19 protein-coding genes are annotated in these 20,281 nt (G+C 71.5%); 10 read left to right on the top strand and 9 right to left on the bottom strand.

Going from position 1 to position 20,281, the window contains the following annotated elements; genetic code table 11:
• Positions 1 to 198 precede the first annotated feature (198 nt).
• Together ACIRQ9_RS08865 and ACIRQ9_RS08860 are read right to left on the bottom strand one after the other, a co-directional pair.
• Positions 199 to 804, bottom strand: coding sequence for a GNAT family N-acetyltransferase (locus ACIRQ9_RS08865; protein WP_404168680.1), 606 nt, complete (start codon positions 802 to 804; stop codon positions 199 to 201).
• Positions 801 to 1,967, bottom strand: coding sequence for a ThiF family adenylyltransferase (locus ACIRQ9_RS08860; RefSeq protein ID WP_404168677.1), 1,167 nt, complete (start codon positions 1,965 to 1,967; stop codon positions 801 to 803). The genes ACIRQ9_RS08865 and ACIRQ9_RS08860 overlap by 4 nt, the downstream gene beginning before the upstream one ends.
• Positions 1,968 to 2,364: 397 nt before the next feature.
• Between ACIRQ9_RS08860 and ACIRQ9_RS08855 the strand changes: the two genes are divergently transcribed.
• Positions 2,365 to 2,586: a hypothetical protein gene (locus tag ACIRQ9_RS08855; protein WP_404168674.1), complete on the top strand. Its 222-nt coding sequence runs from the start codon at positions 2,365 to 2,367 to the stop codon at positions 2,584 to 2,586.
• A 55-nt stretch (positions 2,587 to 2,641) separates the two neighbouring features.
• Complete coding sequence (locus ACIRQ9_RS08850) at positions 2,642 to 2,941, top strand: hypothetical protein (protein ID WP_404168671.1); 300 nt, start codon at positions 2,642 to 2,644, stop codon at positions 2,939 to 2,941.
• Positions 2,942 to 3,127: 186 nt separating this feature from the next.
• Here ACIRQ9_RS08850 and ACIRQ9_RS08845 read toward each other — a convergent pair whose 3' ends face one another.
• Both ACIRQ9_RS08845 and ACIRQ9_RS08840 read right to left on the bottom strand, forming a co-directional pair.
• Entirely contained in the window at positions 3,128 to 3,481 is a 354-nt protein-coding gene (locus tag ACIRQ9_RS08845; protein ID WP_404168668.1) for a PRC-barrel domain-containing protein, read from the bottom strand.
• Positions 3,482 to 3,726: 245 nt separating this feature from the next.
• A complete protein-coding gene (locus tag ACIRQ9_RS08840; RefSeq protein WP_404168665.1) occupies positions 3,727 to 4,113 on the bottom strand; it encodes a hypothetical protein in 387 nt (128 codons plus the stop codon).
• A gap of 428 nt (positions 4,114 to 4,541) precedes the next feature.
• Between ACIRQ9_RS08840 and fdh the strand changes: the two genes are divergently transcribed.
• The 7 genes from fdh (at position 4,542) to ACIRQ9_RS08805 (ending at position 13,410) form a co-directional block, all read left to right on the top strand.
• Positions 4,542 to 7,787, top strand: a complete 3,246-nt coding sequence (gene fdh / locus ACIRQ9_RS08835) for a formate dehydrogenase (protein ID WP_404168662.1) — start codon at positions 4,542 to 4,544, stop codon at positions 7,785 to 7,787.
• Entirely contained in the window at positions 7,784 to 8,701 is a 918-nt protein-coding gene (locus ACIRQ9_RS08830; protein ID WP_404168659.1) for a 4Fe-4S dicluster domain-containing protein, read from the top strand. Before fdh ends, ACIRQ9_RS08830 begins: the two co-directional genes overlap by 4 nt.
• Before the next feature lie 68 nt (positions 8,702 to 8,769).
• The gene (nrfD, locus tag ACIRQ9_RS08825; RefSeq protein ID WP_404168997.1) at positions 8,770 to 9,678 is read left to right on the top strand and encodes an NrfD/PsrC family molybdoenzyme membrane anchor subunit; all 909 of its coding nucleotides are present in this window, start codon (positions 8,770 to 8,772) and stop codon (positions 9,676 to 9,678) included.
• A gap of 416 nt (positions 9,679 to 10,094) precedes the next feature.
• Positions 10,095 to 11,105 carry an AI-2E family transporter gene (locus ACIRQ9_RS08820; protein ID WP_404168657.1) on the top strand — a complete coding sequence of 337 codons (1,011 nt, stop codon included), beginning with the start codon at positions 10,095 to 10,097 and terminating at the stop codon, positions 11,103 to 11,105.
• 254 nt (positions 11,106 to 11,359) lie between these two features.
• Positions 11,360 to 11,704, top strand: a complete 345-nt coding sequence (locus ACIRQ9_RS08815) for a hypothetical protein (protein WP_404168654.1) — start codon at positions 11,360 to 11,362, stop codon at positions 11,702 to 11,704.
• 51 nt (positions 11,705 to 11,755) lie between these two features.
• Positions 11,756 to 12,721 (top strand): LLM class F420-dependent oxidoreductase, encoded by a 966-nt coding sequence (locus ACIRQ9_RS08810; protein WP_404168651.1) that lies wholly within the window; start codon positions 11,756 to 11,758, stop codon positions 12,719 to 12,721.
• 17 nt (positions 12,722 to 12,738) lie between these two features.
• Positions 12,739 to 13,410: an HAD family hydrolase gene (locus ACIRQ9_RS08805; RefSeq protein ID WP_404168648.1), complete on the top strand. Its 672-nt coding sequence runs from the start codon at positions 12,739 to 12,741 to the stop codon at positions 13,408 to 13,410.
• A 156-nt stretch (positions 13,411 to 13,566) separates the two neighbouring features.
• Here the strand turns inward: ACIRQ9_RS08805 and ACIRQ9_RS08800 are convergent, their stop codons facing one another.
• The 4 genes from ACIRQ9_RS08800 to ACIRQ9_RS08785 all read right to left on the bottom strand — a co-directional run bounded on the left by ACIRQ9_RS08800 (position 13,567) and on the right by ACIRQ9_RS08785 (position 18,489).
• Complete coding sequence (locus tag ACIRQ9_RS08800; RefSeq protein ID WP_404168645.1) at positions 13,567 to 15,192, bottom strand: CehA/McbA family metallohydrolase; 1,626 nt, start codon at positions 15,190 to 15,192, stop codon at positions 13,567 to 13,569.
• 511 nt (positions 15,193 to 15,703) lie between these two features.
• Positions 15,704 to 16,111, bottom strand: a complete 408-nt coding sequence (locus ACIRQ9_RS08795) for an XRE family transcriptional regulator (protein WP_404168642.1) — start codon at positions 16,109 to 16,111, stop codon at positions 15,704 to 15,706.
• 362 nt (positions 16,112 to 16,473) lie between these two features.
• On the bottom strand, positions 16,474 to 17,142 hold the full coding sequence (locus ACIRQ9_RS08790) for a peptidase E (RefSeq protein ID WP_404168639.1): 669 nt from the start codon (positions 17,140 to 17,142) through the stop codon (positions 16,474 to 16,476).
• 135 nt (positions 17,143 to 17,277) lie between these two features.
• Positions 17,278 to 18,489 (bottom strand): phosphatidylserine/phosphatidylglycerophosphate/cardiolipin synthase family protein, encoded by a 1,212-nt coding sequence (locus ACIRQ9_RS08785; protein ID WP_404168636.1) that lies wholly within the window; start codon positions 18,487 to 18,489, stop codon positions 17,278 to 17,280.
• A gap of 650 nt (positions 18,490 to 19,139) precedes the next feature.
• Here ACIRQ9_RS08785 and ACIRQ9_RS08780 point away from each other — a divergent pair.
• The gene (locus ACIRQ9_RS08780) at positions 19,140 to 19,565 is read left to right on the top strand and encodes an ATP-binding protein (RefSeq protein WP_404168633.1); all 426 of its coding nucleotides are present in this window, start codon (positions 19,140 to 19,142) and stop codon (positions 19,563 to 19,565) included.
• A 29-nt stretch (positions 19,566 to 19,594) separates the two neighbouring features.
• On the opposite strand, the gene ACIRQ9_RS08775 is transcribed toward ACIRQ9_RS08780, so the two are convergent.
• On the bottom strand, positions 19,595 to 20,245 hold the full coding sequence (locus ACIRQ9_RS08775; RefSeq protein WP_404168630.1) for a class I SAM-dependent methyltransferase: 651 nt from the start codon (positions 20,243 to 20,245) through the stop codon (positions 19,595 to 19,597).
• Positions 20,246 to 20,281 lie beyond the last annotated feature (36 nt).

The following is a 20,281-nucleotide window of genomic DNA, read 5'->3' as shown; positions in this document are numbered from 1 at the left end:
TGCACGATCGGTCTGCGCACTCCCACGGCACCCCGGAACTCGCCCTGTTCGGACTCGATGTGTACGTCATGCACCAGATCCTCAACCTCCTTGGAGACAAGGCTGCAGGTGGCGGGCTTCGTGGCGTCCCGCAGACCCCGGGCCGGGTGTGCCCGGGATCTGCGGGTGCTCCTGCGGGCCGGTCGGCGGGTAGATCTGTCAGCTGGAGTGGAGGCTGTGGGTCGCCGCGAGGACGGCCTGCTCGGCGTGGGTGGCCGAGCGTCGCCATTCCGGAGCCACCGCGGAGTACGTGGTGACGTCGTGCCAGCGGCCCTGGGTGTGGAACAACTCGCGCAGGGTGGCCTCGGGGCGGAGGCCGGCGGCGAGCATGACCTCACGCATGCGTGTGTGATCGGCCCGATGGCCGGCCCAGATGCGGTGCAGCCCCAGCGGCCCGAAGCCGTACGCCATCAACAGCCGTCCCGCCTCGTGCCCGTGGCCGCGCACCGAGGCGTCGGGCAGCAGGACGAGCCCGGTGAGCATCGCGTTGCGGCCGTAGTCCTCGACCAGCAGTCCCATCGTGCCGACCATCACGTCGTCGCCCGGCGCGCAGATGGCGAGGGTGTGCCGGCGCCGCGGATGGGTGTAGGGCTGGGCGAGGCACTGCGCGAAGGCGTCCTGCGCCTGACGGGCGTCCATGCGGTCGATGCCGAGGTAACGCGTCAGGACCCGATGGGTGTGGATGCGTTCGAAGGCGATGAGGTCCGTGGCGCGCAGTTCGCGCAACCACAGGTGCTCGCCGTGCAGTTCGGGGAGGTGGGTCACGGCGCGGCCCCGACCGGCGCGGAGTGGTCGGCGGAGACGAGGTCTTCGAGGTCCACGTAATAGCGTCCCGAGGGCACCGGGCCGCCCAGCAGGATCCGTCGCGCGGTGTCGGTGACCAGGGCGCCGCCGAGCATGACGCCGCTGGCCAGTTGCGGCCAGCTCGACAGGGTGTCGCCGATCCGGCCCAGCGCGTCGACCATGGCCGGGCTGAGCCGGTCGGCGTCCACGATCCGCAGCAGGACATCGAGCGCGCCGGCGGAGTCGAGACCGCGGACCTCGTCAGCGGTGAGTCCGTCCACGCGGCCGTGGAAGAGCGGCCGGTCCGGCTCCTGGTCGAAGCGTTCCACGTCCAGCATGCCGCGGTCGTTCATGTCCATGAGGACCGGAACACCCCGGGCGCGGGCGCGCTCCCGGGCGGCGACCTTCGCCCACAGGGTGTCGCACTCCTCGACGAGGAGGTCCAGCCTGCTGCCGGGGGAGGTGCCGAAGAACTCCTCGACGGTCTGCTCCGTCAGGCCCTCGCGGTAGATCTCGATGTCCAGGTAGGGGTCGATCTCGACCATCTGGCGCGCGCACAGGACGGTCTTCTCCACACCCAAGTCGTGGACCCCGGCGCGCAGTCGGTTCATGTTGGTCAGGCCGAACCGGTCGAAGTCCGCCAAGCGGAACGATCCTCCAACACCCTCCATGGCACACGTGAGCGCCGCGCTGTTGCCGACGGACAGCCCCAGGACGCCGATCCGGCGACCGAGCAGCGCCTGCTGCTGCGCCCGTGTGATCCGGTCCCGGTTGCGGTCGGTCCGGACCAGGCGGAACTCGTCGGCCGGCAGCAGGTGCACCAGCCGCCCCGACCACGGATACCAGACCCAGGTCCCGTAGGTCCGGCGGCGATGCTCCGGACACACGGCGGCTGCGGCGGCCGCCACGCCGCGGGCGTCCGCCAGTGCCCCGGGCCGCAGACAGCGGACCAGTTCCTCCAGTTGATCGGCGATGCGGTCATGAACCTCGCGCACCGCGCCCGATCGCAGCAGAGCGGCCAGAGCCGCGTCACCCGCCGCGTCCGAGGCGTCGAACAGAACGGGCAGATAGGCCTCTTGGCCGTCCCGGAGCGCTGCCGGGTCGGGCCACGTGGTTCTGAGAGCGGTCGTATCCGAATGAGTCACGAGGCGCGAAGCTAGCAGCCGAACGATCTTGGAAACCTCTCGTCACTCCGCGAGCGCACCCTCGAATTCATGCGCGATCCCTGCACGTCCGCCCACGGCGGCCCCGCGTGCCCGTGCCCTGCGACGAGGAAGGTTGTCCCGGCCCGCGCGCACCTTCCCGCGATCCGTCGCCGATCGGGCAGCCGCCTCGGGTGCCGTCCCGGGATCATCGCCGCGGACGCCCCGCGCCCACGGACTATGGAGAATTCGTGGCTTTGGTGTTCGGTCGGGACGCCGTGCCGGAGCAGGCGTGGGGATCGCTCGTCGGGGGCGATCCGGTACTCCTCACAGGGCCGGCCGGGATCGGCAAGAGCGCCATCTGCCGTGCGCTGGCCGACAGGGCGCACCAGGCGGGCTGGTGCCGGCGTGCGCACCCGCCGAGTCCGAGACCGCGCCGGCCCTCGCCGCCCTGGCGGATCTGCTGCGGCCGCTCGAACCTGAGGTGACCGGCCTCCCCCCTCCGCAACGCGCAGCCGTGGAGGCCGCGTTGCTCACCTCCACCGTGAACGCCACCGTCGACGAACGGGCGTTGGCTGCCGCCACACGCTCCCTGCTCGCCACCGCCGGCGAAGGCCTGTGAACTCCTGCCGAAGAAGGACGCCGAGACGCCGGCGACGGTCCCGCTCGACGACGGCGTGGAAAGCCCGCCGAGCGGCCCGGGATGCCGCTACACCGCACCGACCAGCGGCCCGGTGGCCCAGGTCGAGATCCACCTGGGCGACGGAGCTAAGAAGGTCTACGACATCGACCGCACGCTGGACCACCCGTTCACGCCCGTCACCGGGGCCGCTGCGGAGGCGTACCAGGAGGAGGACGCGGTCTTCTTCCGCAAGGCCACGACCTGGGTGGCCATCCGCCTGGTCCGGCTCAACGATCCCGAGGCCAACCGCGAGCCTCTCTCGGACCTGGCCCGCAAGGTCGCGGCCCGGCTGTGAACCGTCCCGTGGACTGCAACAACCGCCCGCACCAACGGTGTTCGAGATGCGTCGCATCGACGGTGGACGGTTCGACGCCGCGTGCGGGCACGGGTGACGCCGGGCTGTGGACGGCACGGCACGACGACGGGGGCCGACCATGGTGTTCGACGGTCGGCCCCCGATGCGCGGGTGCGCTTCTCCGGGTCAGAGGGCGCGGCGGTCCGTGTAGTAGCCGCCCACCTGCTCGTGGTAGCCCGCGTCGCCCACGTGCTTGTCCTTGTCGAACTCCGGCGAGTCCTTGATCTCGTCCTTGGTGAGGTCGACGAAGACCTTCCGCTCGGTCTGGTCGATGGCCCGCACCGTGCCGGCCGGCAGCAGGACGTGCTTGCCGAAGATCCAGACACCGGTGTCGACCACCAGATAGGAGGAGTTGACGTCGTCCGAGTGCTTGTCGACCTTGCCGATGCTGCCGTCCGTGGCCTCGACCTTGTATCCGATCAGGTCGGTGCCGGGAATGTGGCCGGAAGCCGGCTGGTAGCCCCAGATGCTGTCAGTCATAAATCTGCTCCCTCACGAGAACGCATTGCACGCTGAACCATGTCGATGACAAAGCGGCTTGACGTTCTTTCGGAATTCGGATGCTTTTCCTCGAAGCGGCGAGTGCCCATGGTCCGTGACCCCATGCATCCGCACGCGCAGAAAATTCGAAGACCGTGAAGAACGGTGACAGGGGCCGTGGTGGCGGTGGCCGGTCGTGGGGCGGGAGAGGCGTCGGACGCCGTACGAGGTGGTAGAGGAGTTGGTCAGAGCTCTTCCTCCATCCGGATGGCGTCGCGCAGATCGTCCCCCGTCTTCTGAGGGCGCCCTTCCTTCAGTTCGAGCAACGCGGCCGCGATGCTGTCGAGTTTGCGCTGGAGGGCGTGTTCCGCTCGCCGCTCGGAGTTCTTCAGCAGGGCCAGCAACAGCAGATTCACCGACGTCATGATGTCGCCCACGAGGATTTGCCAGCTCAACGGCAGGCCGGCGATGTGGACCGCGACGAACAGCATTACCAGCAGAAGGCAGAAACCGTAGAACGGCGCGGAACTCGTGATGTTGGAGGCCGCCTCGGCGAGATTTTCGAACCAGCCTCGCCCGTTCCGGCTGCGCTCCGCCGGATGCGGCACGCTCACGCTCTTTCGCTGCGCCATCACGACTCACCCCGATCGGCTCGCGGAAGGTGCCGCCGGCGCTCCGGCTCACCCCGCCCGTCCGGCCGTCGTCTCCGGCCCCGTACATGCCGTTCCATGGTCGTCACCCTCCGTATGTCTGCGCATTCGTCCGCGGTACCCCTCCGTATGGCACGTGATGGCGCACGGAAAACCCGCACACCGACTCGATCGTTCCGTCGCAGGGCCGGGTACCCGGCACCCGATACCGCAGACGTCCGCCCACGTGGGGCGACCGTGCGTGAGGCGACGGCGCGGCCAGGCCGTCCCTGCCGGGCCCGCGCCGGGACACCGCGGAGCCGACGCCGCCGCCCTGCGTAGACGGCGCCTGCCACGGGTACTCGGCGCGCGAGTCCGGGCCCGGCCGCGAATCCAAGGGCACCGGCCACTCTGGGAAGGCAGGACACACCATGGGTGTGCGCACGTGGATCAGTGGCTGGCCCGCCTACCGTCAGCTCACCGGGGACGACCCGCTCGGACGGGGCCGGGCCGCGATGTCGGCCCGTACCGAACGTCTCCGGCCGCGAACCGAGACCGCCGACCGGGTGGTGCCGTCCGTGTGCCCGTACTGCGCGGTGGGGTGCGGTCAGCAGATCTACGTCAAGGACGACGAGGTCGTGCAGATCGAGGGGGACCCTGACTCGCCCGTCAGCCGAGGCCGCCTGTGCCCCAAGGGCTCGGCCACGCTCCAGCTCACCACCGGCCCGGCCCGCCGCCACCAGGTGCTGTACCGGCGGCCGTACGGCACCGACTGGGAGCCGCTCGACCTGGAGACCGCCATGGACATGGTGGCCGAGCGGGTGATCGAGACCCGGCGCCGGACCTGGGAATGGGAGTCCGAGGGACTGCGCACGGCGCGCACCCTCGGCATCGCCAGCCTCGGCGGCGCGACCCTCGACAACGAGGAGAACTACCTGATCAAGAAGCTGCTGACCGGCCTCGGCGTCGTACAGGTGGAGAACCAGGCGCGGGTCTGCCACAGCTCCACGGTCGCGGGGCTCGGCACCTCCTTCGGGCGAGGCGGCGCCACCACCTTCATGCAGGACCTCCAGCATGCCGACTGCATCGTCATCCAGGGCTCGAACTTCGCCGAGGCGCACCCGGTGGGCTTCCAGTGGGTGATGGAGGCGAAGGCCCGCGGCGCCCGGGTCATCCACGTCGACCCGCGGTTCACCCGCACCAGCGCCCTCGCGGACCTGCACGTCCCGATCCGGGCCGGCAGCGACATCGCGTTCCTCGGGGCGATCATCAACCACGTCCTGACCGAGGAGAAGGACTTCCGCGAGTACGTCCTCGCCTACACCAACGCCGCCACCCTGGTGAGCGAGGACTTCCGCGACACCGAGGACCTCGGCGGCGTCTTCTCGGGCCTGGACGAGGACGAGCACCACTACGACCCGAGGAGCTGGCAGTACGAGGGCGTCGACGTGCAGCAGCCCACCGGCGACGTCGACGAGCAGTACGAGGAACGCGTGCGCGGTTCCGGCGGGCCCGAGGCACACGGTTCGGGCGGCGCCCAGACCGCCGGCCGGCCGCCCCGCGACGAAACGCTGCGCGATCCCCGCTGCGTCTATCAGATCCTCAGACGCCACTACGCCCGCTACACCCCGGAGCTGGTCGAAGAGGTCTGCGGAGTACCGCCCGCCATGTTCCGCCAGGTGTGCGACGCCCTGACCGCCAACTCGGGCCGCGAACGGACCAGCGCGTTCGTGTACGCGGTCGGCTGGACCCAGCACTCGGTCGGTGCCCAGTACATCCGGGCCGCGAGCGTGCTCCAACTGCTGCTCGGCAACATCGGCCGCCCCGGTGGCGGCATCCAGGCCCTGCGCGGGCACGCCTCCATCCAGGGCTCCAGCGACATCCCGACCCTCTTCAACCTGCTGCCCGGCTACCTCCCCATGCCCCACGCCCACGCCCACGAGGACCTGGACGCCTTCATCGCGGCCGGCCGCACCGACAAGGGCTTCTGGGGCGACATGCGGGCCTACTTCGTCAGCCTCCTCAAGGCGTACTACGGCGACGCCGCCACCCCCGGCAACGACTTCTGCTTCGACCACCTGCCACGGCTGACCGGCTCCCACTCCACCTACGACACGGTGCTGGCCCAGCTGGACGGCGTGTGCAAGGGCTACTTCCTGATGGGCGAGAATCCCGCGGTCGGCTCCGCCAACACCCGGCTGCAACGGCTCGGCATGGCCAACCTGGAGTGGCTGGTCGTGCGCGACTTCTCCCTCATCGAGTCGGCGACCTGGTGGCAGGACGGCCCGGAGACCGAGACCGGCGAGCTGCGCACCGAGGAGATCGGTACCGAGGTGTTCTTCTTCCCCGCCGCCGCACACACCGAGAAGAACGGTTCCTTCACCAACACCAACCGGTGGCTGCAGTGGCACCAGGCGGCCGTCGAGCCCGACGGCGACGCCCGCAGCGACCTGTGGTTCATGTACCACCTGGGCCGACGCATCAAGGAGCGCCTGGCCGCCTCCACCGACCCGATGGACCGACCCGTACAGGACCTCACCTGGGACTATCCCGTCGAGGGCCCGCTGGCCGAACCGGACGCCGCCGCCGTGCTCGCCGAGATCAACGGCCACGACCCGGACGGCGCGCCTCTCTCGGCGTACACCGAACTCAAGGACGACGGCTCGACGCGCTGCGGCTGCTGGATCTACTGCGGCGTGTACGCGGACGGTGTCAACCAGGCCGCCCGCCGCAGGCCCGGAAGCGAACAGGACTGGGTGGCCGCCGAATGGGCCTGGGCCTGGCCCGCCAACCGCCGCATCCTCTACAACCGGGCCTCGGCCGCCCCCGACGGCACCCCGTGGAGCGCGCGCAAGGCGTACGTGTGGTGGGACGAGGCGGCGGGGGAGTGGACCGGGTACGACGTCCCCGACTTCGTGCCCGGCCGCGCCCCCGGCTTCGTACCGGACGAGGAGGCCACCGGTCCCGACGCGCTGCGCGGCGACGACCCGTTCATCATGCAGGCCGACGGCAAGGGCTGGCTGTACGCGCCCGCCGGCCTGGAGGACGGCCCACTGCCGACCCACTACGAACCGCAGGACTCGCCCTTCGGCAACACGCTGTACCCGGCGGTGCCCCGCTCCCCGGTACGCCGGCTGCTGCCCAGGGAGGGCAACCGCTACCACCCGAGCGGCGACGAGAAGGGGGCCGAGGTCTTCCCCTACGTCATCACCACCCACCGTCTCACCGAGCACTTCACGGCGGGCGGCATGAGCCGCTGGTCGCCCTATCTCTCCGAACTCCAGCCGGAGTTCTTCTGCGAGGTCTCCCCGCAACTGGCGGCCGAGCGCGGCCTCGAGCACCTGGGATGGGCCACCATCGTCACCGCCCGCAACGCCGTCGAGGCCCGCGTCATGGTCACCGCCCGCATCACACCCCTCACCGTGCACGGTAGGACGGTCCACCAGATCGGACTTCCGTTCCACTGGGGACCCAACGGCGTGGCGACCGGTGACGCGGCCAACGAACTCGTGGCGATCGCCCTCGATCCCAACGCCCACATCCAGGAGGACAAGGCGCTGACCGCCGACATCCGCCCGGGCCGCCGACCCCGCGGCCCCGACCTTCCGAAACTGGTCGCCGCCTACCGCAGGCGGGCGGGCATCACGGCCGACACGGGCACGGGGAGCGTGAAATGACAGACCGTCACCTGCTCAGCGGCAGCGAACCCGACCCCGCCCGCGACTCCGGCCACCCGGAACCACCGCCCCGCGTCGGCTTCTTCACCGACACCTCCGTCTGCATCGGCTGCAAGGCCTGCGAGGTCGCCTGCAAGGAGTGGAACGCCATCCCGGAGGACGGCCTCTCCCTCACCGGGATGAGCTACGACAACACGCAGGGCCTCGGTGCCTCCACGTGGCGCCACGTCGCCTTCATAGAACAGCAGGTCCCGGCGCCGGACGGACGGACCCGACTCCCGCTCGTCGAGGCGGAGTCCGGCCCCGGCCCCGGCGCCGAGCCCGGTGAGATGCGCTGGCTGATGTCGTCCGACGTGTGCAAGCACTGCACCCACGCCGCCTGCCTCGACGTCTGTCCCACGGGCTCACTGTTCCGCACCGAGTTCGGCACCGTCGTGGTCCAGGAGGACATCTGCAACGGCTGCGGCTACTGCGTCCCCGCCTGCCCCTACGGTGTCATCGAACAACGCCCCGACGACGGGCGGGCGTTCAAGTGCACCATGTGCTACGACCGGCTCGGCGCCGGACAGGAACCGGCCTGCGCCAAGGCCTGCCCGACCGAGTCCATCCAGTTCGGCCCCCTGGACGAACTGCGCGAACGCGCCGCGCTGCGCGTCGACGAGCTGCACACGGCGGGCGTGGACGGCGCCCGGCTGTACGGACACGAGCCCGATGACGGGGTCGGCGGCGACGGCGCGTTCTTCCTGCTCCTCGACCAACCGGAGGTCTACGGCCTGCCCCCGGACCCGGTCGTCACCACCCGCGACCTCCCCACCATGTGGAAGCACGCCGGTGCCGCCGCCCTCTCGCTGGCCGGCGCCTTCACCGTCTCGTTCGCGCTGCCCCGTCTGCTGCGCGGGAAGGACACACGATGAGCGACTCCACCGGCCGGCCAGGACCGGACGCGCGGCAGCGGCGCCGCGGGCGCCGCGGCGAGCAGCTCATGGTGCCCCGGGCCGAGTTCCGCTCCTACTACGGACGTCCGGTCATCAAGGCACCGTCCTGGAGCGCCCAGGACATCGCCGGGTACTTCTTCCTCGGCGGACTCGCCGGCGCGGGTTCCGTCCTGGCGGCGGGCGCCCAGCTCACGGGCCGTACGACGACCGCCACCGCGATGAAGGTGTCCTCCCTCGCGGCGGTCTCCCTCTCCGCGGCCGCACTCGTGCACGACCTCGGGGTGCCGAGCCGGTTCCCCCACATGCTCCGCGTACTGAAGCCCACCTCGCCCATGAGCGTCGGCTCGTGGCTCCTCGCCGGCTACGGACCCGCGGCCGGCGCCGCCGCCGCCCTCGCCGTCACCGGTCGGCTGCCCAGGGCCGGCGCCACGGCGACCGGTGCGGCCGCGCTGTTCGGACCCGCCGTCGCCTCGTACACCGCCGTCCTGGCCGCGGACACCGCGGTGCCCGCCTGGCACGGAGCCCACCGCGAACTGCCCTACCTGTTCGTGGCCTCCGCGACGGCCGCCGCCTCCGGCATGGCCCTCCTGCTCGGGCCGGTCCACGAGTCGGCACCGGCCCGCTGCGCCGCGGTGATCGCCGCCGGCGCCGAGGAGGTCGCGACCCACGCGGCCGAACGACGGCTCGGCATGGTCGCGGAGACCTACCACCGGGGACGTGCCGGAACGCTGTTGCGCACCGCCCGGCTGCTCACCGCGGCGGGTGCCGCCACCGGCCTGCTGCTCGGTCACCGCAGCCGGCCGGCGGCCGCCCTCGCGGGCCTCGCGCTTCTGGCGGGCTCGGCCTGCACCCGGTTCGGCGTCTTCGCCGCCGGAGTCGCCTCGGCCGAGGACCCGAAGTACTCGGTCGTGCCCCAACGGGCCGCCGCCGACGCGTCCGGCGAGCCCGGCACCTGACCGCACCCGGCCCCGGGACGTTCCCGGTCGTCCCCCTCCTCACCGTGTTCTCCCGGCCGCGGAGGGATTCGGACGCTGCGTCCGGGTAACCCGGGGGCGGCCCCGTCCGGGTCGGCGCGGCCGATCCGTTCGCGGGCGGGGGCACACGGTGCGGGCCGACGCCTCCGCCGAGCACGGCGCACGGCGGCACGGGGCGCCGTTCGCAGACACCGGCGCCTGTCCGAGGCGGTCGAGAAGAGGGGGGCGCCATGTCCACGCAGTCCGAGTCCGGAGCCGCTCGTGAGGAGCACGGCCCTGTCGGCGGGAGCGTGCCGCGCGACGGCGGTACGAGCCCCGGGGAGGGCTCGCCGACGTCCTGGTCCGTGCTCGATGAAACCTCCCCACGGGATCCGCGCGCGCGACGCCGGCGGTCGTGGGTGACCGTGGGATTCGCCGTGGGCCTCGGGGCGAGCCTGGCGTGGCTGGCCGTCCAGACGGTTCTGCGGGTCGGTTCGATGCTGACCTTGCTGCTGCTGGCCGTGTTCGTCGCGATCAGCCTGGAGCCGATCGTCGTGTGGTTCACCCGCCGGGGCCTGCGGCGGGGCTGGGCCGTCGCGATCGTCCTGACGGGGTTCCTCGTGGTCCTCGGCGGTTTCCTGGCCCTGGTGATCCCGCCGGTGGCCAAGGAGGTCTCCGCTCTGATCGACGCCGTACCGGGCTGGCTGCAGCAGGTCCACGACCACGATTCGGCGATCGGGCGCCTGGAGGACCGCTATCACGTGGTCGAGAAGGCGCAGCAGCAGATGGGCTCGGGAGGCGGCGCGAGCGGCCTGGCCGGGGGAGTCCTGGGCGCCGGGCAGCTGGTCCTGAGCACCCTCACCTCCACGGCGATCGTGATCACGGTGACCCTGTACTGCATGGCAGCGCTGCCGGCCATCAAGGAGTTCGGCTTCCGTTTCGTGGCGGCCAGCCACCGCGAGCGCGTCGAGGGCCTGGCCGAGGAGATCATGAACCGGATAGGCAAGTTCATGCTCGGCAACCTCGTCACCTCAGGGATCGCCGGAGCGGCGACCTTCGGCTGGTGCGCGGCCACCGGCGTGCCGTACGCCGCCGCGCTGGGCATCTTCACGGCCCTCATGGACATGATCCCGATCGTCGGGTCCACCCTGGCCGGCATCGCGGTCAGTCTCGTCGCGCTCTCCGTGTCGCTGCCCGTCGCCATCGCGACGGCCGTCTTCTACATCGTCTTCCGGGTCGCCGAGGACTACCTCATCGTGCCGCGGGCCATGAAGTTCGCCGTCGACGTCCATCCGCTGGTCACCGTGGTGGCCGTGCTGGTCGGCGGTGCGCTCCTCGGCATCATCGGCGCCCTGGTCGCCATCCCGGCGGCCGTCGCCGTCGGCCTGGTCCTGGACGAGTACGTGTTCCCGAAGAAGGAGCGGACCTGACACGGGCCCGCCGCACGGTGCCGGCGGTCCGCCGCCCGAAGGGTCCGGGACCGGCGTCCGGGTCCGGAGCGTCTGAAAGGGCTCGGCAGGGGTACGCGTACCGGGTCGGCGACCGGTCCGTCCGTCGAGGACGACGGCGGACGCGCCCGAAGAGGCCCCGGCCCCGGCGTGGCCGCGCGAGGCCCGTGCCGCCGACCGACACATCCGCCGCCCTCCGTGAAGAGGGCGTTCCCACGCAGAGGAGAGTGCCACCGATGGCCACCGTGTCCCTGACCGGAGCGTCCGCCGAGGACGCCGCCACCGTCTTCGCCCTGCTGCGGTCCGTGTTCCCCACGGACCGTCCCGCGGACGACGCGCCCGAGGAACAGCCGGGCGGCCGCGCGGCCGTGTGGAGCGCGGAGTTCGAGCCGACACAGGAGTGGGCCAAGCCCGGTCCCGTCACCTTGGAGGGCCCGGTCTCCGCCACGCTCCAGGGCGACTACGTCGCCGTCGGCCGGCTGGTCGAAGCCCTGAGCGCGGCGTTCGCCGTGGACCGGCAGGGCGGGGCGTCCGGAGACCAGGAGAAGGAGGTCGACCTCAGGCTCGGGACGAGGCGGTGAGGGCGGCGGGAGCCCGTCCGGGGGTGGTCGAACCACGAGGAGATGAGTGGCATGGTGCAGGTCGGATACACGATGATGACGGAACAGGCCGGTCCGCGCGAGCTGGTCGGTCACGTGGTGGGGGCCGAGCGGGCCGGGTTCGACTTCTCGGTCACGTCCGACCACTACTCTCCCTGGCTGTCGGCCCAGGGCCACGCACCCTACGCGTGGAGTGTGCTGGGTGCCGCCGCCCAGGCGACCGAACGCATTCCCCTCATGACGTACGTGACGTGCCCGACGACCCGCTACCACCCGGCGGTCGTCGCCCAGAAGGCCGCCACCGTCCAGCTGCTCTCCGAGGGACGGTTCCGGCTGGGCCTGGGGTCCGGTGAGAACCTCAACGAGCATGTGACCGGGCAGGGCTGGCCCGCCGCGCACGTGCGGCTGGAGAAACTGGAGGAGGCCGTCGAGATCATCCGCGCGCTCCTCGCGGGCGACAACGTCAACCACCACGGCGCCCACTTCGACGTCGAGAACGCCAGGCTCTGGGATCTGCCCGGCACGCCTCCGCCGATCGGCGTCGCCGTCTCGGGGGACCGCTCGTGCGAGGTCGCCGGCCACCTGGCCGACCTGCTGATCGCCACGGAACCCCGGCCGGAGCTGATCTCCGCGTTCGAACGCCACGGCGGCACCGGCAAGCCCAAGGTAGGCCAACTGCCGATCTGTTACGACACCGACCGCGACGCGGCGATCGCCCGCGCCCACGACCAGTTCCGCTGGTTCGCCGGAGGCTGGCCGGTCAACTCCGAACTGCCGGGCCCCGCTTCCTTCGAAGGCGCCACACAGTTCGTGCGGCCCGAGGACGTGGCCGAGTCCATTCCCTGCGGGGACGACGTGCAGGCGGTCGTCGAGGCCGTACGCGAGTACGTCGACGCGGGATTCAGCGAGGTCGCGCTCGTCCAGATCGGCGGCGACCACCAGGAGCCCTACCTGGAATGGGCCGAGCACAAGCTGCTGCCCGCCCTGCGTGAACTGTGAGACGACGAGGACACCGGATGACCACGAAACGCGCCGCGATCTTCGACATCGACGGCACGCTCGTCGACACCAACCCCCTGCACGTCGTCACGTGGTGGGAGGCGTTCCGGCAGGCGGGCCACCACGTCCCCATGCGTGAGATCCATCGCGCGGTGGGTCTCAGCGGCGGCGACCTGCTGGACCATCTGCTCGGCGACGACCGCGACCCCGCCGAGGACGATCAGCTCTCCGCGGCCCACCACACCCTCTACGCCACGTACTTCGAGCGCATCCCGGCGCTGGACGGGGCCGGCGACCTGCTGCGCGCCCTGGCCGGGCAGGGCTGGGAGATCGTCCTGGCCACCTCGGCGGGCGGCGCGGAACTCTCCGCGCTGCGGCGCGCCATCGACGCGGACGACGTCATCCTCGGGGTCACCAGCGCGGACGACGTCGACGACGGCAAGCCCGCGCCCGACCCCGTCCGGCAGGCCAGGGCCATCGCCGGGGTCCCGAGCGATCGTGCCGTGTTCGTCGGCGACAGCGTCTGGGACATGCGGGCCGCCGTACGCGACGAGGTGACCGCGGTGGCCGTGCTGTCCGGCGGAATCCCGCGCGCGGACCTCGAAGAGGCCGGCGCCCGCGCGGTGTACAAGGACCCCGCGGCCCTCTTGGCGAACCTGGCGACCAGCGCCTTCGCCGACGTGCGGTGACCCTGCCGGGCACGCCCTCGGCGGCGTCCCGGCCGGGGTCGGTCAAGCCGCACGGCCGGGGGCACCGGACACGACGTCCGGTGCCCCCTGCCGCAACGCCCGCACGAGGAGGAGCTGTTCTACGGCGGCGAACCCCGCCCGCCTGCCCCCGAGCCGTCAGTGGCCGTCCGGCGTGAGGAAGATGGGGTTGGTCAGGGCCGCCATCGGACCGAACATCAGGGCGTCGCCCATCGTGTTGCCCTGGCCCGGCGATCCGTTCGCCATCGGGTGACGCACCTCGGCGCGGACGTAGGCGGCCAGGGAAGCCGTCGTACGCCACACCACCGTGCCCTCGCCCGCGGCGTTCACCGACTCCTGGTGCATCTGGCCCTCGTCGGTGATGAAGCGGACGGTGCCGTTGGGCACGCCCCTCACGTCCAGCCGGATGTCCACCGGCGCCTCGGCGGGCACCTTCAGCGTCTCGCCGATGCCGGCCTGACGCGCGTTCCCGCTGGCGGTGAAGGTGAGCTGGACGGCCGAGGACTCGGCGATCCAGCTGCGCCCCGCGCGGATGCCGTCCATGACGGCGTCGGTGCTCAGGTCCTCGGCGAGGACGACGTTGTGCGGCAGGCCGATCACCTGCGGCTCGCTGTGCGCGTCGCTGTTGCCCATCGCGGGGATCCACCGCCCGCCCGAACGGACGGCCTCGCCGATCTTCTGGTCCCAGGTGCTGATGGCGTGCTCGTCGTCGTACGTCCACGGGCCCGTCCACACCTCCGTGGCGTCCGCGTCGTCGAAGCCGAACTTCCACTGGCTCGCGACGTAGGCGCAGTACATGTGCGCCGGCACCACGAGCCCTCCGCCGCGCCGGACCTTGCGCGCGAAGCGCGGGAACGCGTCGTCACGGTTGCGGTAGCGCCAGTCGATCCAGTCGCCGGGAGGCAGGCCGAGGGCCAGCCAGTGACCGTTGCGGGTGGTGACCTCCTCGCCCGTGATGATCAGCAGGTCCGAGTCCGCGTACTCGCCCCAGACGGCGTGCGCGGAGGAGGTGTTGTGGTCGGTGGACACCATGAAGTCCAGGCCGGCCGCACGCGCTCCGGTCGCCACCTCCGCGGGCTGCCGCTTGCCGTCGGAGTGGACCGTGTGCAGGTGGCAGTCCCCGCGGTACCAGGCACGGCCGCGGCCCTCGGCGCGCCGCGGCGGGTAGGCGCGCGGTGCTGCGGGACCGTCCGGGCCGTACGTCAGCGTGATCCGGACCTGGTAGTTCAGTCCCTGCGGTGCCACCTGGTAGGGGCCCAGCACCACGTGCCAGGTGCCCTGCTTGACGGGCCCGGGAAGGTATCCCGGCGTGGCCTCGCTGTTGCTGATCTCGAACGAGGTCCGGGCGCCACCGGACCAGCCGCGGAAGCCGCGGCCGCCGAGCGCGATGCCGCGCTCGTCGAAGATGCCGACGTCACAGGAGTTGCCCGGGGTACCGGAGGGAACGGCCGGCTTGTCGTAGGAGTACGACACGGCGATCTTCTGCACGCCCTTCGGCACCTCGACCGGCAGGTGGACGAAGTCGGCGACACCGGTCTCCAGATGCCCGCTGATGGTGCGGGTCACTTCGCCCGACTGCGGCGGGGTGCCCTGCACCGCGGCTCCCGCGCTCGGCGCGAAGGAGACCGGCTCGAGGGTCAGCGCCGCGGCACCGGCGGCGGCCGCGGTCAGGAAACGGCGCCGTCCGGGCGCACTTGCCGCGTCGTCGGTCCGGTCGACGTGGAGAACGTCCACCTCGTGTTCGCAATGTCCGTCAAGACACATGGGCCCTCATCGTGGTGCGTGGTCGCTACATGGATGCGCGCCGACTGTCCAGGGACGTGGTGAACGCAGGGTGAGCGATGAGCGGCCGATCGGGCAATTGACGTGAGAACATGTGGGTTTTCTCGTACCGACGCTGGATCTGCCGGTGCGGTCGGCCGCCTGGGCGCGATGATCGGTGTGTGCTCCCGTACGCGGCGCGCGCCTGGCGGCCGTGCAGACCGGGCCCATGCGCGCGGCGGTCGAGGAGCGGTTCCGCCGGGTCCTGTCCTTCCACAGCGTGTCGCAGAGGCGCGGGCGATGGCCGCCGCGGTCCCGGCCACGGCGACCGTTCGGCCGTCAGACTCGGCGCCTGGCTCGACACCACCCGCCGTCGCGCCGCGAAACCCAGCGACGAGCGACGCGACGCCCTCGACGCCCTCGGCATGCGCTGGTGAGCCGAGGCGGACCGTCCCGGCCGCACCCGACCGATCCCGGCGCGCCACCGGAGCCCACACGGGCCGCCGGTCACGTCTCAACGCGCGTGCACACGGCGTGACACCGGTTCCGGGGCGCCGGACCGCTCGGTGGCCCTGGTGAGCTGGAGAGGCGTGAGATTCAGCAGCCGCAGCAGTGCGGCGGTCTGCTGTGCGTCACCGGTCCACTCGTTGCGTGCCTCCGCCCGCTCGTACTGGGCGGTGTCCATGGCGATGGAGCCGGCCAGCTTGGCCGTGGTGAACTGCCGTGCCAGACGGTGTTCCGTCAGCGTGCGGGGCTCCCTGATCCCCATCAGGTCCGCGGTACGGCACCAGAGCACGTCCGCGAGAGCGAACAACTCCTGCTCCGTCGGGCTGTTCTCGCCGGACTCCCACGCGTGGAACCGTGCGATGTCGACGCGGACCCCACACGCCGTCAACTGCTCCACCACCTGCCGAGGTGACATCCCCAGACCCTGTCTGGCCGACTGCACGGCGGCGGGCGAGAACGGGGGTCGATTCACGGGGCGGCCTCTCTTGGTGCCAAGCGGTGCGGACCTGCGCCGGTGAATTCCTGCAGCTGCGGTGCCGGTCCGGAAGTGCGCGAGGGTGGGGGACCCCGTGCGGGCGCCTCGCGTGATCATGCTGCCGGACAGAGTGTGTCTGCCACGTACCTCCACTGGCGACACATGCACCACACCTGTGCACGGCCGACCCTCACGCCTGCCCTGCCGACCGCCACAACCCACGGTGCCGTGGGTGCGGCGGGGCACACTCTCCATGATCAACAGGGCACCGTCGAGGACCGCTCCCGCACGGCGCGTCCGGGTCACGGATGGAACCGCCACCGGCCTTCGGTGACCACGTCCACCTCGCCGTCCCGGACGCGAACGGCCGTCTCGTCGTCGATGAAGTAGAGGGGGAAGTCCGCCCGCGCCGTGATGCGATCGGCCCAGGCGTCGTCCCGTTCGGGGAAGTCGGCCGAGTACAGGTGGGGCTTGAGGTACCAGTCGAAGAGCCCGAACGGCGGCTCCACCGAGGTCGCGCCGAGCACGTGGAGGTCCTGGGCGTCCCCGATGACGTCGGCGGAGTGTGCGGTGAGATGACGGCTGAAGATCATCGAACCGGCGCTGACGCCCACGTACACCCGGCTCCGTAGGGCCTCCAGGAAACCGTCGGCCAGGCCGTTGCCGGTGATGCTGCGCGCGAGGTGGTAGTGGTTGCCGCCCTCGACGTAGACGACGTCGGCGTGGAGCAGCCGGTCGATCACCATCTGCCGGGGCAGGCCGTTCAGTTCCAGGACGTCGAACTCCCGCCAGCCGAGACCGTGCAGCCGGTTCATGTCCGCGACGACCCACCCGTGATCCCCCGGCTCGGCGACCGACGCCGTCGGAACGAACACGACGTTCGCCGACCCGAACGGCTTGCCCAGCATGTCCCGCAGGGCATCCCGCAGCGTCTCGTTGCGCAGGCCACTCGCCGTCAGCAGAAGGTTCATCGCACGAGCCAAGCACGACCGGCGAGCCCGTGCAACGAACTCGCGATCACCGCGGCGCCGACCGCCGGCCGGCGCTCGCCGAAGATCACGGAGCAGGCCCCGGCCGCCGGCGGACGACTCACCCTCCGGCCCCGCTCACAGGAAGCGCCGGAACGGGGTGACCGAGGCCTCCTTGACGCGCTGCCACACCGCCCGGCGCCGCCAGCGCGAGAGGTCGATCTCCGTGCTGCGCTGGAGGTCCGCGTCGTAGTCGCGGTCGAGCGTGGCGGTGAACTCCTCGTCCAGGACGGCGAGCATGACCTCTTCGTCGTGGTCCATCGACCTGCGGTTGAAGTTGGTGGACCCGATGAGGGAGGCGACCGAGTCCACGGTGATGATCTTGGCGTGCATCATGGTCGGCTGGTACTGGCGGATGTGCACACCCGCCCGCAGCAGCCGCGTGTAGTGATGCTGACCGGCCAGCTGGCAGGCGCGCTGGTCGGTGTGCGGCCCCGGCAGCAGGATCTCGACCCGCACACCGCGGCGCGCGGTCTCGCACAGCAGGTCGATGAAGTAGGTGTCGGGGGCGAAGTAGGCGGTCGCCAGCCGGAAGCGTTCCTCCGCGGAGGTCAGCATGACCCGGATGAGGGTCTGCATGTCCTGCCAGCCGATGCTCGCGGAGCCGCGGACGACCTGGACCACGGACGAACCGGTCTGCTCGTGTTCCGTGAAGAGGTCACGGTCGTCGAAGAGTTCGTCGTGGCACTCGGCCCAGTTCTGCGCGAAGGCCGCCGCGACACCGTCCACGGCCGGACCGCGCACCTGGACGTGGGTGTCGCGCCATTCACCGGGGTTGCGGGCGTCGCCGCACCACTCCTCCGCGATGCCGACACCGCCGGTGTACGCGGTGTGCTCGTCGACGATGAGGGCCTTGCGGTGGCAGCGGTGGTTCTGCTTGAACGGCGACAGCCACACGGGCTTGCGGAACCAGGCCACCTGCACGCCCGCGTCACTCATGAGGTCGAGCAGGTGCCCCTCGATCTCCTTGGCGCCGAAACCGTCCAGCAGCAGGCGCACCCGTACCCCCGAGCGGGCGCGTTCGGCCAGGGCGGCGGCGAAGTCGTGGGCGATGCGGCCCCGCCAGTACACGAACGTCATCAAGTCGATGGTGTGCTGAGCGGACCGGATCGCCCCGAGCATCGCCGGGAAGATCTCGTCGCCGTTGCGCAGGGGGACCAGCTCGTTTCCTTCGGTGGCGGCCACCCCGATCAGCCGCTCCAGGCGGCGGCGCAGGCGTTGCTTGCGCGCCTCGGTGTCGCCGGGCGCCCCCTCGTGAACCGGAGACGCCTGTGCATCGTCGACTATCACGCCGAATCCCCCCACTGAGCCATGAATAGGAACCTCGTGGGCTCCGGTACGAGCCCGAACAACCGGATGCCCCGTCGGCACCGCCCCACTCCAGCGCTGGTCGCCGCGCCGCCCGTGGGAGACCGCACCGGAGAGCCGGGTGCCGGTGGTCGGCTCAGGGGGCCCACCGTTCCGTGCAGGCCAGGCAGATCCGCGTGTTATCCCACTCGGACCGTGCCCGCTGTGCCCGTTCGGAGAGCCGGTGCGCCACGAACCCCCAGACGGCGCCCGCACCGAGCAGGCCGACGCGGTCCAGAACCTGGCCCTCATCAGCCAGCTCAGGCGCACCGTCCGACGCGCGCCGGTGAGCGTGCCGACACCCACCGCAGCGGTCATCCGGCAGCCGGGCGGGGCTCGTTCGACCAGGGGTCAGGGCCGGCCGTCCGTCCACCGAGCGCCCAGTCGTCCTGAACGGCAGGGCTGAGCGGACGTATCGGGGGTATCCGGATCAGGTCCGGGCGCGGAGCCTCGCAACGGGAGTGCCGCGCCCGGCACGACGGAACGCATCAAGCACCCGGTCGGCGGCCCTCCATGGGCGCAGGACCGGCGCCGGCTCAGGAAGCCGGGTGGCCGTCGCTGACCACACTCGTCCCCAACGAAGAAGGATCGCCGTGGAAGGTTCGTCGCTCCGGGCAGTGGGCTGGGCCTGCTCGCTGCCCCTGGACAGCGAAGTGAAGACGGCTCGCGACTGGGCACGTGAGCACCTGGAGGCCCGAGGCTGGACCAGCGCCGCGCCGGACACGGTGGACTCGGTGCTCCTCACCATCTCCGAGCTGGTGACCAACGCGTACCGGCACGCGCACAGCAGTGCCCAGCTGGTGATGGCCTGTGACGACCATTGCCTGCATGTCTCCGTGCACGACAAGTCCGCCGTCCTGCCGGTCCGTCGGGAGGCGGGCGAGGAGAGCCTCGGCGGCCGGGGCATGTTCCTCGTCGACGCCGTGGCGGACACCTGGGAGGCTCATCCCTGCCGGCACGGCAAGTCGGTCAGCGCGTGCTTCCGCGTGCCGGACAGGGAGGCGGACGCCCGGCACTGACGTGGCACCGGCGCGCACGCCCTGCGTGGTCACCCCGTGCGGCGGGCCAGCAGCGTCGAGTCCTCGACGGTGACATCCGCGCCCTCCCGGACCAGCGTCCGGGGCCGCTGCTGTGCCGCGAGCACCTCGAACCCGTCCGGCAGCCCCGGTACCAGGTCCTCGGCCAGGAACATGGCCCGCAGGTGCAGCTCGGTGAGCTGAGTGTGGTGTGCCGTGGGGGAGTGGCCGACCACGAGGAGATGGCCGCCGGGAGCGACGGCTTCGGCGAGCTGCCCCACCACGTCCACCATCGCGCCGTTCGGCGGGTGCAGGTAGTGCGTGGTCACCAGGTCGTAGGTCCGTCCGCCCGCCGCGAAGGCCCGCGCGTCGGTGCGCCACCAGTCGGTGCGCTCGGTCACACCGGCCTCCTCGGCGTGCCGGGCGGCCCGCGCCAGACCCGCCGCCGAGAAGTCCGCGCCGGTGACCGTCCATCCTTGACGCGCCAGCCAGATCATGTCACCGCCCTCACCGCAGCCGACGTCGAGAGCGCGTCCGGGGCGCAGCCCCTCGGCCACGGCGACGAGCTGCGGGTTCGGCGTTCCGCGCCAGATGGACTCCTTGCCGGCGTACCGTGCGTCCCAGCCCGCCGGTTCGAACATCGCGGCCTGCTGATCGGCCGCTGTGGTCTTCTCCGTGCCCACGAGACGTCGTCCTTCCTGCTTCCTGGGGAACTGGTG

Source organism: Streptomyces sp. NPDC101237 (assembly GCF_044767465.1).
In the GTDB taxonomy this organism is placed as follows: Bacteria; Actinomycetota; Actinomycetes; order Streptomycetales; family Streptomycetaceae; genus Streptomyces; species Streptomyces gramineus.
Note: the sequence above shows the minus strand (reverse complement) of the source record. Positions and strands in the feature narration are given on the sequence as shown.